Genomic DNA, 15,190 nt, shown 5'->3' with positions numbered 1-15,190 from the left:
TGGAGCGGCCGCCGCGCAGGCCCTCGTCGGCGGTAATGACAAAGGTCGACTCGCAGTCGACGATGCGGCCGGCCAGCGCTTCCGGCGAGAAGCCGCCGAAGACGACCGAGTGGATGGCGCCGATGCGCGCGCAGGCAAGCATCGCATAGGCTGCCTCGGGGATCATCGGCATGTAGATGGTGACGCGGTCGNCCTTCTTGACGCCNTGCGCCTTCAGGACGTTGGCGAGCCGGCAGACATGCTCGTAAAGCTCGCGATAGGTGATCTTCTTGTCGTCGTACGGATTGTCGCCTTCCCAGATGATGGCGACCTGATCGCCGCGCTTGTCGAGATGGCGGTCGATGCAGTTGTAGGAGACGTTGGTCTCGCCGTCCTCGAACCACTTGATCGAGACATTGCCCTCGAACGAGGCGTTGGAGACCTTCGTATACGGCTTGAACCAGTCGATGCGCTTGCCGTGCTCGCCCCAGAACCCGTCGGGATCCGTAATGCTCGCCTCATACCATTTGAGGTAGGTCTCGTTGTCGATCAGCGCGTCCTTCTTCCACGCAGACTGGACAGGGTGAACCAAGCTACTCGACATGCAATTCTCCTCCTCAAGACGGCTCCCGATCTGCGGTGCCGGGCGGGCATTATTCCCAAAATGAGCGCCACGACAATATCGCCGTTGCTGCAGTTTGAAACCTTGCAGCCGGCGACAATCAACCAAGCGGCCAAATCATGCTAGTCTCCGTGCGGTGCGGGTGGCGCTGGAGGGATGCCCATGCCGGGAAACGACGCGAACTGGATCCTGATCTTTTCCGACGGGACCGGTCAGCGCGGAGTGCGCGACGACGCCAGCATCAAGAACACCAACGTTTTTCAGCTCTACATCGCCGTCGAGGACAAGCCGGGATTCGAAGCCTTCTACGATCCGGGGCTGGGAGCTCCGGCTGAAGGCAGCCTTGCCTGGACGCGCACGTTCCGCAACCTGTGGAGCAAGGCGACCGGCTGGGGGATCACCGCCAACATCGTCGATTGCTAAGAGGCGCTGATCATGCGCTGGAAGCCGGAGATGCCGATCGGCCTGTTCGGCTTCAGCCGCGGCGCCTACACGGTTCGCTCCCTCGGCGGAGTGCTTTCGACCTGCGGGGTGGCGACGCAGATTGACGGCCGGCCGATCCCGAAGGATGAGAGCGGCCCGGCGGCGAAGCGCAGGCGCGAGGTCGCCGAGGAAGCGGTCGCCGCTTACAAGATCAGCGACAGGCACGAACGCAAGGCTGCCGGCGAGGCGTTCATGCGGCGCTACGGGTCCAAGGCGCGTGTGCCGGAAGTGATCGGCGTGTTCGACACGGTGAAGGCGCTGGGTCTTCCCGGCGTGATGGACGCGGTGAACCCGTTCCGGCACGAGTTCCACGACCATGAGCTGTCGAAGGCAGTCGATGTCGGGCTGCAGGCGCTGTCGATCGACGAGAACCGCAAGACTTTTGCGCCGGTGCTGTGGGACGATCCCGACCAGGAGGCGCGGGCGCGCGGCCAGGTGATCGAGCAGGTATGGTTCCCGGGGGTGCATTCCGACGTCGGCGGCGGCTATGACGACAACCGCCTTGCCGACCTGCCGCTCGCCTGGATGGTGCAGCGGCTGAAGGATCTCGTCGGCCTGCAAATTCCGCTGACCGTGACGATCGACGACAAGCTGCTCGCCCCGCACCACGACGAGCGCACCGGCATGGGCGCGATGTGGCTGCCGGGCGAGCGGACGATTCGCGGCGAGGCGATCGACCGCGATGCGGCGGCCGAAAATCTCGAGATCCGTTTCAGCAGGTTTGCGCCGCCCTATCGGCCGAACCCGCTCGCACGACACCCGCGCTTCGCGCGCTTCTACCGGTGATCTAGCGACTGCCGAAGATGGCGGAGCCCACGCGCACGCTAGTCGCGCCGAAGGCGACCGCGGTCTCGAAGTCGCCCGACATGCCCATCGACAGCTTCTCGACGCCCGCCTCGCGGGCGAGCTTTTCGAGGAGCGCAAAGTGCGGGCCGGGATTTTCCTCGACCGGCGGGATGCACATCAGCCCTTCGATCTTCAGGCCATGCACCTCGCGGCAGCGGTTGACGAAGGCCACCGCCTCGCGCGGGTCGATGCCTGCCTTTTGCTCCTCAAGGCCGGTGTTCACCTGCACGTAGAGTTTTGGCGCCTTGCCCTGCTTCGCGATTTCCTTCCCGAGCTCAGCGGCGATCTTCTCGCGGTCGACGGTTTCGATCACGTCGAACAGGGCGACGGCTTCCTTCGCCTTGTTGGACTGGAGCGGGCCGATCAGGTGGAGCTCGATGTCGGGAAAGTCTTCGCGCAGTGCGGGCCATTTGCCCTGCGCTTCCTGCACGCGATTCTCGCCGAAGACGCGCTGACCGGCCTCAAGGACAGGCCGGATCGCGTCTGCGTCGAAGGTCTTCGAGACCGCAACAAGCGCCACCGATCCGGCAGGGCGCTTTGCTTCGCGCTCGGCTTCTGCAATCCTGCTTTTCACGGCCTCAAGCCGCTCAACCGCATCACTCATGCTTCAAATTCCGCTGTTTTCGGCGTCATTTCGCCCGATTTGGTTGACGGTTCCCGGAAACCATGGTGAAGGCATGCCGTGCAATTCGACATCTCGGCACCTTGCAACCCTTCCGGCACCCTTTCGGGCGTCTTTTAGGTGAATTTCTGGTCATGGCAACCGAACGATACAACCCCCGCGCATCCGAACCCAAATGGCAGAAGGCATGGGACGAGGCTCAGCTATTCGCCACCAAGAACGACGACCCGCGTGAGAAGTATTACGTGCTGGAGATGTTCCCCTACCCGTCGGGGCGCATCCACATGGGCCATGTGCGCAACTACACGATGGGTGACGTCGTAGCGCGCTACAAGCGTGCGAAGGGCTTCAACGTCCTCCACCCGATGGGCTGGGACGCATTCGGCCTGCCGGCGGAGAACGCGGCGCGCGACAACAAGGTCAACCCGCGCAAGTGGACCTACGCCAACATCGAGACGATGAAGGGCCAGCTGAAGACGATGGGCCTGTCGCTCGACTGGGCGCGCGAGTTCGCGACCTGCGACCCATCCTACTACCGCCACCAGCAGAAGATGTTCCTCGACTTCTGGAAGGCCGGCCTCGTCGAACGCCGCAACGCCAAGGTCAACTGGGACCCGGTCGACATGACCGTGCTTGCCAATGAGCAGGTGATCGACGGCCGTGGCTGGCGCTCCGGCGCGCTGGTCGAGCAGCGCGACCTGACGCAGTGGTTCTTCAAGATCACCTCGATGGCGCAGGACCTGCTCGACGGCCTCGATACGCTCGACCGCTGGCCGGAGAAGGTCAAGCTGATGCAGTCGAACTGGATCGGCCGGTCGGAAGGCCTGCAGGTCCGCTGGAAGCTCGATCCGGCAACCGCGCCGGAGGGCGAGACTGAGCTCGAGATCTACACGACCCGTCCGGACACGATCTTCGGCGCCTCGTTCATGGCAATCGCCGGCGACCACCCGCTCGCCAGGAAGGCGGCGGAGTCGAACCCGGAACTCGCCGCCTTCATCGAGGAAATCCGCCGCCGTGGCACCTCCGCCGTCGAGCTCGAGACCGCCGAGAAGCAGGGTTTTGACACGGGCATCCGCGTCGTCCACCCGTTCGACGAGAACTGGACGCTGCCGGTCTACGTCGCCAACTTCGTGCTCATGGACTACGGAACGGGCGCGATCTTCGGCTGCCCGTCGGGCGACCAGCGCGACCTCGATTTCGCTCGCAAGTACGGCCTGCCGGTCGTGCCGGTGGTGATGCCGAAGGACGGCGACGCCGCAACCTTCGAGATCGGCGACGAGGCCTATACGGAGGACGGCGTGATGATCAATTCGCGCTTCCTCGACGGCAAGTCGCCGAAGGAAGCGTTCGAGGAGGTGGCGAGCCGCCTCGAAGCCACGACGCTCGGCAACCGTCCGCAGGCGCAGCGCAAGGTCCAGTTCCGCCTGCGCGACTGGCTGATCTCGCGTCAGCGCTACTGGGGCTGCCCGATCCCGGTTATCCACTGCGACGACTGCGGCGCGGTGCCGGTTCCGGCGGACCAGCTGCCGGTGCTGTTGCCTGACGACGTCACCTTCGACAAGCCGGGCAACCCGCTCGACCATCATCCGACGTGGAAGCACACCTCGTGCCCGAAGTGCGGCAAGGATGCGCGCCGCGATACCGACACGATGGACACCTTCGTCGACTCGTCCTGGTACTTCGCCCGCTTCACCGATCCGTGGAACGAGAACGCTCCGACGACGCTGGAATATGTCGATGGCGACAAGGGCTGGCTCGGCGTCGACCAGTATATCGGTGGCATCGAGCATGCGATCCTGCATCTGCTCTATTCGCGCTTCTTCGCCCGGGCCATGAAGGCGACCGGCCACCTCAACGTGGTCGAGGAGCCGTTCAAGGGCCTGTTCACGCAGGGCATGGTGGTGCACGAGACCTACAAGGGTCCGAACGGCTGGGTCACCCCCGCCGAAATCACCATCACCGAGGCTGACGGCAAGCGCACGGCAAAGCTCAACGCCACCGGTGAGCCGGTCGAAATCGGCTCGATCGAGAAGATGTCGAAGTCGAAGAAGAACGTCGTTGACCCTGATGACATCATCGGCAGCTACGGCGCGGACACCGCTCGCTGGTTCATGCTGTCCGACTCGCCGCCGGAGCGCGACGTGATCTGGACCGAGGCCGGCGTCGAGGGCGCGCACCGCTTCGTCCAGCGGGTCTGGCGCCTGATCTCGGAAGTGGCTCCGCTGCTCGCCGGTGCTGCGGAAGCCCCGGCGCGCGAGGGCGATGCCGCGGCGCTGTCCAAGGCCGTTCACAAGACGATCAAGGCGGTTGGCGAGGAGATCGAGCGCCTCGGCTTCAACAAGGCCGTCGCCAAGCTCTACGAGCTGGTCAACACGATCTCGCCGTTTGCTCAGAAGGCAGCCTCTGCGGACGATGTGACGAAGGCGGCTCTGCGTGATGCCGTGGTCGCGCTGGTCAAGATGATTGCGCCTATGATGCCGCACCTTGCCGAAGAGTGCTGGGAAACGCTCGGCTGCGAGGGGCTGGTCGCGAATCAGGCCTGGCCGGACTACGACGCGTCGCTCGTCGTGGACGACGAAATCGTCATCCCGCTGCAGATCAACGGCAAGAAGCGCGGCGATTTGACAATTTCCAGAAACGCGGATCAATCTGAGATCCAGGCGGCGGCCCTCGCGACCGACGTCGTCCGCGCGGCGCTGGAGGGCAAGGAGCCGCGCAAGGTCATCGTCGTACCGCAGAGGATCGTCAATGTCGTCATCTGACCGGGCAGCCAGGCAATCTCGCAGGCGCGGGGTTGCCGCCATCCTGCTGGCGCTCGTCGCTCTGGGCGGCTGCACGGTGCAGCCGCTTTATGGCGACCGCTCGCCGGCAGCTGGCGCGCTCGCGTTTGACAGCGCGGTGCTTGCCTCGGTCGATGTGGCGCCCGCCCGCGACCGTGTCGGGCAGGAGGTCCGCAATCACCTGATCTTCCTGTTGGGCGGCGGCAAGGGCCAGCCGTCCAGCCCGGTCTACCGCATCGATCTCGGCGTTGCAGCGCTCGAATCGAGCGGCCCGACCATCGAGACCAAAGCGAGCACGCTCGAGCCCTCATCGGGCATCATGACGGTGCGCAGCCGGTACACGCTCACCGAGATCGCGACCGGCAAGGTCATCTCGCGCGGTGTGCGCTCGGTTCAGGCGGCATTCGATATTCCGGCACAGGAATTTGCGGCGTTGCGGGCGCGGCGCGATGCGCAGAACCGCGCGGCGCGCGAGCTTGCGGAGCTGATGCGGCTCGTGATCGCGCAGGAACTGCGCGCTGCCACCTCGACGCAAAGCCCGGCGATCATTTCCACTCCTGAAGAGCTTCAGGAACGCGACAGGCCAGGAGAGCCGGCCAGCTTCTGACCGGCTCATCCATCACTCGTATCAGCCGATCTTCTGACCGGTCTTCGCCCAGTCGGCGAGGAACTGCTCCAGGCCCTTGTCGGTCAGCGGATGCTTGACCAGCGCCTTCAGCGTTGCCGGCGGAACGGTCGCGACGTCCGCACCGATCAGCGCGGCCTGCTTCACATGGTTGACCGTGCGGATCGAGGCCGCGAGGATCTCGGTGTTGAAGCTGTAGTTGTCGTAGATGGTGCGGATCTCGGAGATCAGCTCCATGCCGTCGAGGCCCAGGTCGTCAACGCGGCCGATGAACGGCGAGATGAAGGTCGCGCCAGCCTTGGCAGCAAGCAGCGCCTGGTTGGCCGAGAAGCAGAGCGTGACGTTGACCATGCGGCCGCTGGAGGTCAGCGCCTTGCATGCCTTCAGGCCGTCAAGTGTCAGCGGCAGCTTGATGCAGACATTGTCGGCGATCTTCGACAGGATGTCTGCCTCGCGCATCATCTCGGAGTATTCGGTGGCGACCACTTCAGCCGAAACCGGACCGTCGACGATGTCGCAGATTTCCTTGGTGACTTCGAGGATGTTGCCGCCGGACTTCAGGATCAGCGACGGGTTGGTCGTCACGCCATCAAGCAGGCCGAGGTCGTTGAGTTCGCGGATTTCCTTCACATCCGCAGTGTCGACAAAGAATTTCATGGCTTCCTTCCTTGGAGACTCGGGCAGGGGGGAGGCCCTGTCTGTTCCGATTGCCACTTGCTCTAGCGCAGGAAGCGGGCAAGGTCACGCCCGATGAATGAAGATTCGAAAACCTTGCGCATCGTGCCCGTCATGGTGCCGATGCCGGCCGAACGGCCCTACTCCTACTCCGTGCCGGAGGGCATGGAGGTGGAGCCGGGTTCGATCGTTCGCGTGCCACTCGGCCCGCGCGAGGTTGCCGGTATTGTCTGGGACACGCCGACAGATCGGGTTGATCCGAAGAAGCTCAGGCCGATCAGCCAGGTGTTTGACTGCCCGCCGATCGATGAAGCCTCGCGGCGTTTCGTGGATTGGGTGGCGAACTGGACGCTGGCCGCCCCTGGCATGGTCGCTCGCATGTTCCTTCGTGCGCCGGCTGCCTTCGATCCCGAGCCGCCGATGGAAGGTATCCGCTGGGCGGGAAGCGAGCCTGACCGCATGACGGACGCACGGCGCCGGGTGCTGGAACTTGCCCGCGACGGCATGGCCTGGACCCGCTCAGGTATCGCACGGGCCGCAGGTGTGTCTCCGACGGTGGTGAACGGCCTTGCCGAACAGGGCCTGTTCGACTCCGTCGACATTCCGGCCCCGCCGGTCGTCGCAGCACCCGATCCCGACTACGCGCAGCCGTCGCTGTCGCCGGACCAGCAGGCCGCGGCCGATTCGCTGATCGAGAAGATCGGCGCGGGATTTTCCACCACGCTCCTCGACGGCGTAACAGGTTCGGGCAAGACGGAGGTCTATCTCGAGGCGATCGCCGAGGCAGTACGGCGCGGCAAGCAGGTGCTGGTGCTCGTGCCGGAAATCGCTCTGACGGCCGCCTTCCTCGAACGCTTCCACGACCGCTTTGGCGCGAGGCCCGCCGAATGGCACTCCGACCTTGCCCCGCGCACCCGTGAGCGGGTGTGGCGGCAGGTGGCCGAAGGTCGTGTGCGGGTGGTCGCCGGTGCACGCTCATCGCTGTTCCTGCCGTTTCGCGACCTTGGCCTCATCGTCGTCGACGAGGAGCATGACCCTGCCTACAAGCAGGAAGACCGCGTCTATTATTCCGCGCGCGACATGGCGGTTGTGCGCGGCCACCTCGGCAAATTTCCAGTGGTGCTGGCCTCGGCAACGCCTTCTGTCGAGACGCAGGTCAACGCGCTGCAGGGCCGCTATTCCCGCGTCGTGCTGCCAACCCGCTTTGCCTCAGCGGCAATGCCGGATCTGCGCGCCATTGATATGCGCAAATCCCCGCCCGCGCGCGGCGGTTTTTTGTCCCCGGCGCTGCTGGAGGAAGTCGCCAGGACTATTGAGCGCAAGGAGCAGGCCCTACTGTTCCTCAACCGGCGCGGCTATGCCCCGCTGACGCTCTGCCGGGTGTGCGGTCACCGTTTCCAGTGTCCTGACTGCTCTAGCTGGCTGGTCGAGCACCGGTTCCGTGGCAAGCTCGTCTGCCACCAGTGCGGTCACAACGAGAACCGGCCGGAGGCGTGCCCGTCCTGCGGCACGCTTGATCATCTAGTTGCCTGCGGTCCCGGCGTTGAGCGAATCGCCGAGGAGATCGACCGGCATTTTCCGGACGCGCGAACCATCGTGCTTTCCTCCGACATGGGCGGCGTGAAAAGGCTCAGGCTCGAGTTCGAGGCGGTGGCCAATGGTGAGGCCGACATCGTCGTCGGCACCCAGCTCGTCGCCAAGGGTCACAATTTTCGCAACATGACGCTGGTAGGCGTGATCGATGCCGATATCGGCCTTGCTAATGGCGATCCGCGCGCGGCAGAGCGCACCTTCCAGCTGCTCAACCAGGTGACTGGCCGTGCCGGCCGCACCGGCAAGAAGAGCCTTGGCCTCATCCAGACCTACCAGCCGCACCATCCGGTGATGCGGGCGCTGGTGTCCGGCGATGCGAAAGCTTTCTATGAGCAGGAGATCGCCGCGCGCGAGCGTGAGCACCTGCCGCCGTTCGGCCGGCTTGCGGCGCTCGTGGTGAGCGCCGCGACCAGAGCTGAAGCGGAGGCGCATGCCCGCGCCCTGCGAAGGGCTGCTCCCGAGGTGTCGGACATCGCGATTCTGGGCCCGGCCGAGGCACCGCTGGCGGTGATCGCGGGACGTCACCGGTTCCGGCTGCTCGTCCACGGCGAGCGCAAGTCGGATATCCAGTCCTATCTGCGCAAGCTGCTTGCCGATGCGCCGAAGGAGCGCGGCTCGGTCAGGGTGCAGGTGGACGTCGATCCGCAGAGTTTTCTCTGACGCCGACAAATTGCTGCGGGGCGTGCGAGGCTTCGCGACAGCCGCGAAGCCATCGCTTATTGTGCGCGCGAATCTCTTGGAGGGACCCGATGGAATTCGCGTTTCCATGGCCGCTGACCCAGGGCGAATGGCTGGCCTGGTCCGTGGCGGCATTTACGCTCGTCTATGGCCTCGTCATGCTGTTTGCGCCGAGGCTCACCCTGAAAATCCTGCGGCTGCAGCCCGCGTCCGAACATCCCGAGGCGGTGGCCGAAGCTCGCGCGACCATGTCCGGCTTCTATATTGGCGTCGGGCTGGCCGCGATCCTGCTGGCCCAACCGCTCATCTATCTCACGCTCGGCGTATGCTGGGCGCTGACGGCTTTCGGCCGCATCGTTTCGATGCTGTCGGATAATGGAAATACGGTTTACAATTGGGTTGCGCTGGTCGTTGACCTGGCTCTCGCCGCCTGCGTGCTGGCCTTCGCGCTCGGCATGGTGCCGTGATTCTTGCCGCCGCCGCGTGATTGATTTGCGCGGCTGCGACAAATCAGCCCCAAAGAGCGGTTTTCCCCGTGTTGCGACCGAGGAAAGCCTGTGCTAGACGGCATTCGACTTTCAGTTGGGGACGGGGCCTGGCCCTAAATCCCCGTGGAAAATTTCAACCCGGTCAGAGATTTAGGCAGAGCACCGACTCAGGCTCCCGAATCTATGTCCGCAGAGCAGAGAAAAGGCGGTCCGTGGCAAAGTCAGGCTCGATGATCTCAGCGGTGGCCGAGCGGTATGCGGGTTCGCTTCATGACCTCGCCGTAGAAGCCGGACAGGTGGCGCAGGTCGAGCAGGACCTTGCGCGTTTTGAGGCTCTCATCGAAGAGAGCGATGATCTCAAGCGCCTGATCTCCAGTCCCGTGTTTTCTGCAGAAGACCAGTTCAAGGCTGTGTCGGCGATTGCCGACAAGGCCGAGATCGGCGGTTTGGTCGGCAATTTCCTGCGCGTTGTTGCGCAGAATCGCCGCCTGTTCGCCATTCCGAGCATCATTCGTGCCTTTCGCGAGATCGCAGCGCGTGCGCGCGGCGAAGTCGCTGCCGAGGTGGCGTCTGCGCATGAGCTGACTGCCGCCCAGCAAAAGGAGCTGAAGGCTGCACTGTCTGAGGTTGCCGGCAGGGATGTCGCAATCAAGCTGACGGTGGACCCCTCGCTTCTTGGCGGTCTTGTGGTCAGGATGGGCTCGCGCCAGATCGACACATCGCTAAAAACCAAACTCGCTTCGCTTAAGCTCGCACTGAAAGAGGTCGGCTGATGGATATCCGCGCTGCGGAAATTTCCGCAATTCTGAAGGATCAGATTAAGAATTTCGGCAAGGAAGCCGAAGTTTCCGAGGTTGGCCAGGTTCTGTCCGTCGGCGACGGTATTGCTCGCGTCTACGGCCTCGACAATGTCCAGGCCGGTGAGATGGTTGAGTTCCCGGGCGGCATCCGCGGCATGGCGCTCAACCTTGAAGCCGACAACGTCGGTGTCGTTATTTTCGGTTCTGACCGCGACATCAAGGAAGGCGACACCGTCAAGCGTACCGGCGCGATCGTGGACGTCCCGGTCGGTCCGGAGCTGCTCGGCCGTGTCGTTGACGCGCTCGGCAACCCGATTGACGGCAAGGGCCCGATCAACGCCAAGGAACGCCGCCGCGTCGATGTGAAGGCTCCTGGCATCATCCCGCGCAAGTCGGTGCATGAGCCGATGTCGACCGGCCTCAAGGCCATCGACGCCCTGATCCCGGTTGGCCGCGGCCAGCGCGAGCTCGTCATCGGCGACCGCCAGACCGGCAAGACCGCGATCATTCTCGATACCTTCCTCAACCAGAAGCCGCTCAACGACGGCGACGACGAGAGCCAGAAGCTCTACTGTGTGTACGTCGCTGTCGGCCAGAAGCGTTCGACCGTCGCGCAGTTCGTGAAGGTCCTCGAGGAGCGTGGCGCTCTCGAGTACTCGATCGTCATCGCCGCGACCGCTTCGGACCCGGCTCCGCTGCAGTATCTCGCCCCGTTCGCGGGCGCTGCGATGGGCGAATACTTCCGTGACAACGGCAAGCACTCGCTGATCGCATACGACGACCTGACCAAGCAGGCTGTGGCTTACCGCCAGATGTCGCTGCTGCTCCGCCGCCCGCCGGGCCGTGAAGCTTACCCGGGCGACGTCTTCTACCTGCACTCGCGTCTGCTCGAGCGCGCTGCGAAGATGAGCGACGAGATGGGCGCCGGCTCCATGACCGCTCTGCCGGTCATCGAAACCCAGGCGAACGACGTCTCGGCGTACATCCCGACCAACGTGATCTCGATCACCGACGGCCAGATCTTCCTCGAGACCAACCTGTTCTTCCAGGGTATCCGCCCGGCCGTGAACGTGGGTCTGTCGGTGTCGCGCGTCGGCTCCGCCGCCCAGATCAAGGCGATGAAGCAGGTCGCAGGCTCGATCAAGGGTGAGCTCGCCCAGTACCGTGAAATGGCTGCGTTCGCGCAGTTCGGTTCGGACCTTGACGCTGCAACCCAGCGCCTGCTGAACCGCGGTGCTCGCCTGACCGAACTCCTGAAGCAGCCGCAGTTCTCGCCGCTGAAGACGGAAGAGCAGGTCGCCGTCATCTTCGCCGGTACCCAGGGTTACCTCGACAATCTTCCGATCAATCAGGTCGGCAAGTTCGAGCAGGGTCTGCTGACGCACCTGCGTTCGCAGGGCTCGGTCCTGGAAGCCATCCGCAAGGAGAAGGCGCTTTCCGACGATCTGCGCGCCAAGCTCAAGGCCGAGATCGACGCGTTCGCCAAGTCCTTCGCCTGAGGCAAAGCGTAGAGGAACAGGGGCAGCCGAATGGCTTCACTGAAAGAACTTCGCAACCGCATCGCCTCGGTGAAGGCAACGCAGAAGATCACCAAGGCGATGCAGATGGTCGCCGCGGCGAAGCTGCGTCGCGCTCAGGAGGCTGCGGAAGCCGCTCGCCCCTATTCGGAGCGAATGGCTGCGGTGATGGCCAATATTGGCAAGGTCGTTGATCCGGCTGACGCCCCGGCGCTGATGGCCGGTACCGGCAAGGACGACGTTCACCTGCTGATCGTCGCCACCGCCGAACGCGGCCTTTGCGGTGGTTTCAACTCGCAGATCGCGCGTTTTGCGCGCGATCATGCCCGCCGGCTTATCGCCGAGGGCAAGACGGTCAAGATCATCACCGTCGGCAAGAAGGGCTACGACATCCTTCGTCGCGACTTCGCCGACAAGATCATCGACCGCATCGAGCTGCGCGACGTCAAGCAGATCGGCTTCGCCAATGCTGACGCGATCGCTCGCAAGGTGATCTCGCTCTTCAACAAGGGCGAGTTCGACGTTGCGACGCTGTTCTACTCGCAGTTCAAGTCGGTGATCAGCCAGGTGCCGACTGCGCGCCAGCTCATCCCGGCCGCCGCGCCGGCTGCTGAAGAGCAGAATGGTGCCTGCGCGATCTACGAGTATGAGCCGGATGCCGGCGCGATCCTGTCGGATCTGATCCCGCGCAACATTTCGGTGCAGATCTTCAGCGCGCTGCTGGAAAATGCCGCCGGTGAAATGGGCGCCAAGATGTCGGCCATGGACAACGCGACGCGCAATGCGGGCGACATGATCAACAAGCTGTCGATCACGTACAACCGCCAGCGTCAGGCGAAGATCACCACCGAACTGATCGAAATCATCGCGGGTGCGGAAGCGCTCTAGTGCCGTTCTGCGCGGTGAAAGCCGCCGCAGGCCGGACAACAGGAACGATTGAAGAGGGTATTTAGAATGGCTAAAGCAGCTACCCCAAAGTCGGCCGAGGCGTCTGACGCCAAGGCCGCTAAGGCGCCCGCGGCCAAGAAGGCTTCGGCGAAGGTCGGCGCAGCCGCCGGCGTCGCGGCAAATGGCGCGACCGGCAGGATCCACCAGGTCATCGGCGCTGTCGTCGACGTCGCCTTCGACGGCGAGCTGCCGGCGATCCTGAACGCGCTCGAGACCGACAACCAGGGCAACCGCCTCGTCCTCGAGGTCGCGCAGCACCTCGGCGAGAACATCGTCCGCACCATCGCTATGGACGCGACCGAAGGTCTCGTCCGCGGCCAGCCGGTGCGCGACGCGGGTGGTCCGATCTCGGTTCCGGTCGGCCCGCAGATGCTCGGCCGCATCATCAACGTCGTCGGCGAGCCAATCGACGAGTGCGGCCCGATCGAGGCGAGTGAAGTTCGTGGCATTCACGCTCCGGCTCCGGAGTATGTCGAGCAGTCGACCGAGGCGGCAATCCTCGTCACCGGCATCAAGGTCATCGACCTGCTGGCTCCGTACGCCAAGGGCGGTAAGATCGGCCTGTTCGGCGGCGCTGGCGTCGGCAAGACGGTTCTCATCCAAGAGCTCATCAACAACATCGCTAAGGCGCACGGCGGTTACTCCGTATTCGCTGGCGTCGGTGAGCGTACCCGTGAGGGCAACGACCTCTACCACGAGTTCATCGAATCGGGCGTGAACAAGAAGGGCGGCGGCGAAGGTTCCAAGGCCGCACTCGTTTACGGCCAGATGAACGAGCCTCCGGGGGCCCGCGCTCGCGTTGCTCTGACCGGTCTGACCGTTGCAGAGTACTTCCGCGACCAGGGTCAGGACGTGCTGTTCTTCGTGGACAACATCTTCCGCTTCACCCAGGCTGGTTCGGAAGTGTCGGCTCTTCTCGGCCGTATTCCTTCGGCCGTGGGTTATCAGCCGACGCTGGCAACCGACATGGGTGCTCTGCAGGAGCGCATCACCACGACCCAGAAGGGCTCGATTACCTCGGTTCAGGCCATCTACGTCCCTGCGGACGACCTGACCGACCCGGCGCCGGCAACGTCGTTCGCGCACCTTGACGCGACCACGACGCTGAACCGCGCGATCGCTGAAAAGGGTATCTACCCGGCTGTGGATCCGCTGGACTCCACGTCGCGTATGCTCGATCCGCAGATCGTCGGCGAGGAGCACTACCAGGTTGCTCGCGCCGTTCAGCAGACGCTGCAGCGCTACAAGGCTCTCCAGGACATCATCGCGATCCTGGGCATGGACGAGCTGTCCGAAGAGGACAAGCTCACCGTTGCCCGCGCCCGCAAGATCGAGCGCTTCCTGTCGCAGCCGTTCTTCGTCGCTGAAGTCTTCACCGGTTCGCCGGGCAAGCTGGTCGACCTGCAGGACACCATCAAGGGCTTCAAGGGCCTGGTGAACGGCGAGTACGACCACCTTCCGGAAGCCGCCTTCTACATGGTCGGCACCATCGAGGAAGCGATCGAGAAGGCACAGCGTCTGGCTGCGGAAGCGGCGTAACAAAGGGAGTAGTGGCCAGCGGATGCCAAACGGCCTCCGCCAGCTGCTAGGATTGCATGGCTGAAGCCTTCAAGTTTGAACTGGTCTCGCCCGAGCGGCTGCTCGTTTCCGAGATGGTCGAAGCTGTCACCATTCCGGCGACGGAAGGCGAGATGACGGTGATGGCCAAGCACGCGCCGGTCATGACCACGGTCAAGCCGGGCGTCGTCACCGTGAAGCAGGCATCGGGCGGCGAAACCCGTTTCGTCGTGTTCGGCGGCTTTGCCGACATCGTCCCGGAAGGCTGCACGCTGCTGGCGGAATCCGCCGTTGCAGTCGCAGACCTTGACCGCGAGGAACTCGCCCGCCGCATCCAGGACGCCAAGGAAGACGTTGCGGATGCCAAGGACGACGAGTCCCGCACCAAAGCCGAAGAGCTGCTGTCGCAGCTGCAGACGCTGCAGGGCGCGCTCGCAGCCTGAAGGCGACTGCATAGCGAATGAGAAGGCCGGCTCTGCCGGCCTTCAGACCACTGACAAACCCGCCGATTTTTTGGCGGGTTTTTCGTTGGGGCGGGATGACCGAGCGCAGGGGCGCTGCCGGTGCCTGACGAAGTGAAGATAATGAAGGGGCGAGAGGGCCTCATGCCCCCGCCAGGCGGGGCTGGCGGGTGAGCGCCAGCGCGATCTTCTTCATGTTCTGGCTGGCCGCCGCCAGCAGACATTGCCAGCTCACCTTCATCAGCCCGCGCAAGCGCGCATAACGGTGCCCGTGCAGCTGTTTGGCGTCGGCAAACGAGCGCTCCACCGTCTCCTTGCGTCGCTTGTAGATCGCCTTGCCCCACGCCGTCTTGCGGTAACTGTCCGTCCGTTCGCGGGCGTCCGCCCACACATGCCGGGTGATGGTGCGAACCGCCTTGGCATTCGACGTGCAGGAGGCAAGCAGCGGACAGTCGCGGCACACTGCCGGGTCGGACCGGTAGTGCCGGTAGCCGTTGCGGTCGGTGGTGGCATAGC

At 64.1% G+C, this 15,190-nt stretch carries 13 protein-coding genes and 1 pseudogene; 10 read left to right on the top strand and 4 right to left on the bottom strand.

Annotated elements, in window-relative coordinates; genetic code table 11:
- Positions 1 to 583, bottom strand: a 583-nt coding sequence (locus tag L630_RS21850) for an AMP-binding protein (RefSeq protein WP_156941772.1), incomplete at its 3' end; no start/stop codon positions are given.
- Positions 584 to 757: 174 nt separating this feature from the next.
- On the opposite strand from L630_RS21850, the pseudogene L630_RS0119155 reads away from it, so the two are divergent.
- Positions 758 to 1,870, top strand: a pseudogene (locus tag L630_RS0119155) (DUF2235 domain-containing protein).
- Position 1,871: 1 nt separating this feature from the next.
- Here the strand turns inward: L630_RS0119155 and L630_RS0119150 are convergent.
- Complete coding sequence (locus tag L630_RS0119150) at positions 1,872 to 2,534, bottom strand: YggS family pyridoxal phosphate-dependent enzyme (RefSeq protein WP_024849812.1); 663 nt, start codon at positions 2,532 to 2,534, stop codon at positions 1,872 to 1,874.
- A 152-nt stretch (positions 2,535 to 2,686) separates the two neighbouring features.
- Here L630_RS0119150 and leuS point away from each other — a divergent pair, with 152 nt between their 5' ends.
- Together leuS and lptE are read left to right on the top strand one after the other, a co-directional pair.
- Positions 2,687 to 5,314 (top strand): leucine--tRNA ligase, encoded by a 2,628-nt coding sequence (leuS, locus tag L630_RS0119145; protein ID WP_024849811.1) that lies wholly within the window; start codon positions 2,687 to 2,689, stop codon positions 5,312 to 5,314.
- Entirely contained in the window at positions 5,301 to 5,939 is a 639-nt protein-coding gene (gene lptE / locus L630_RS0119140; RefSeq protein ID WP_024849810.1) for an LPS assembly lipoprotein LptE, read from the top strand. Before leuS ends, lptE begins: the two co-directional genes overlap by 14 nt.
- Before the next feature lie 21 nt (positions 5,940 to 5,960).
- Here the strand turns inward: lptE and fsa are convergent, their stop codons facing one another.
- A complete protein-coding gene (gene fsa / locus L630_RS0119135; RefSeq protein ID WP_024849809.1) occupies positions 5,961 to 6,614 on the bottom strand; it encodes a fructose-6-phosphate aldolase in 654 nt (217 codons plus the stop codon).
- Between the two features lie 93 nt (positions 6,615 to 6,707).
- On the opposite strand from fsa, the gene L630_RS0119130 reads away from it, so the two are divergent.
- The 7 genes from L630_RS0119130 (at position 6,708) to L630_RS0119100 (ending at position 14,656) form a co-directional block, all read left to right on the top strand.
- On the top strand, positions 6,708 to 8,885 hold the full coding sequence (locus L630_RS0119130) for a primosomal protein N' (protein WP_024849808.1): 2,178 nt from the start codon (positions 6,708 to 6,710) through the stop codon (positions 8,883 to 8,885).
- Between the two features lie 89 nt (positions 8,886 to 8,974).
- On the top strand, positions 8,975 to 9,370 hold the full coding sequence (locus tag L630_RS0119125; protein WP_024849807.1) for a DUF4345 family protein: 396 nt from the start codon (positions 8,975 to 8,977) through the stop codon (positions 9,368 to 9,370).
- Positions 9,371 to 9,603: 233 nt separating this feature from the next.
- Positions 9,604 to 10,164, top strand: a complete 561-nt coding sequence (locus L630_RS0119120; protein WP_024849806.1) for a F0F1 ATP synthase subunit delta — start codon at positions 9,604 to 9,606, stop codon at positions 10,162 to 10,164.
- Positions 10,164 to 11,690, top strand: a complete 1,527-nt coding sequence (gene atpA, locus L630_RS0119115; protein ID WP_024849805.1) for a F0F1 ATP synthase subunit alpha — start codon at positions 10,164 to 10,166, stop codon at positions 11,688 to 11,690. The genes L630_RS0119120 and atpA overlap by 1 nt, the downstream gene beginning before the upstream one ends.
- A 30-nt stretch (positions 11,691 to 11,720) precedes the next feature.
- Positions 11,721 to 12,596 carry a F0F1 ATP synthase subunit gamma gene (locus L630_RS0119110; protein ID WP_024849804.1) on the top strand — a complete coding sequence of 292 codons (876 nt, stop codon included), beginning with the start codon at positions 11,721 to 11,723 and terminating at the stop codon, positions 12,594 to 12,596.
- Positions 12,597 to 12,662: 66 nt separating this feature from the next.
- On the top strand, positions 12,663 to 14,195 hold the full coding sequence (gene atpD, locus L630_RS0119105) for a F0F1 ATP synthase subunit beta (RefSeq protein ID WP_024849803.1): 1,533 nt from the start codon (positions 12,663 to 12,665) through the stop codon (positions 14,193 to 14,195).
- A gap of 56 nt (positions 14,196 to 14,251) precedes the next feature.
- A complete protein-coding gene (locus tag L630_RS0119100; RefSeq protein WP_024849802.1) occupies positions 14,252 to 14,656 on the top strand; it encodes a F0F1 ATP synthase subunit epsilon in 405 nt (134 codons plus the stop codon).
- 160 nt (positions 14,657 to 14,816) lie between these two features.
- On the opposite strand, the gene L630_RS21845 is transcribed toward L630_RS0119100, so the two are convergent.
- The coding region (locus L630_RS21845) for a transposase (protein ID WP_034329089.1) at positions 14,817 to 15,190 on the bottom strand (374 nt) is incomplete at its 5' end.

The organism is Aminobacter sp. J41 (assembly GCF_000526635.1).
Lineage (GTDB): Bacteria > Pseudomonadota > Alphaproteobacteria > Rhizobiales > Rhizobiaceae > Aerobium.
This window is presented reverse-complemented; position numbering and strand designations above follow the sequence as displayed.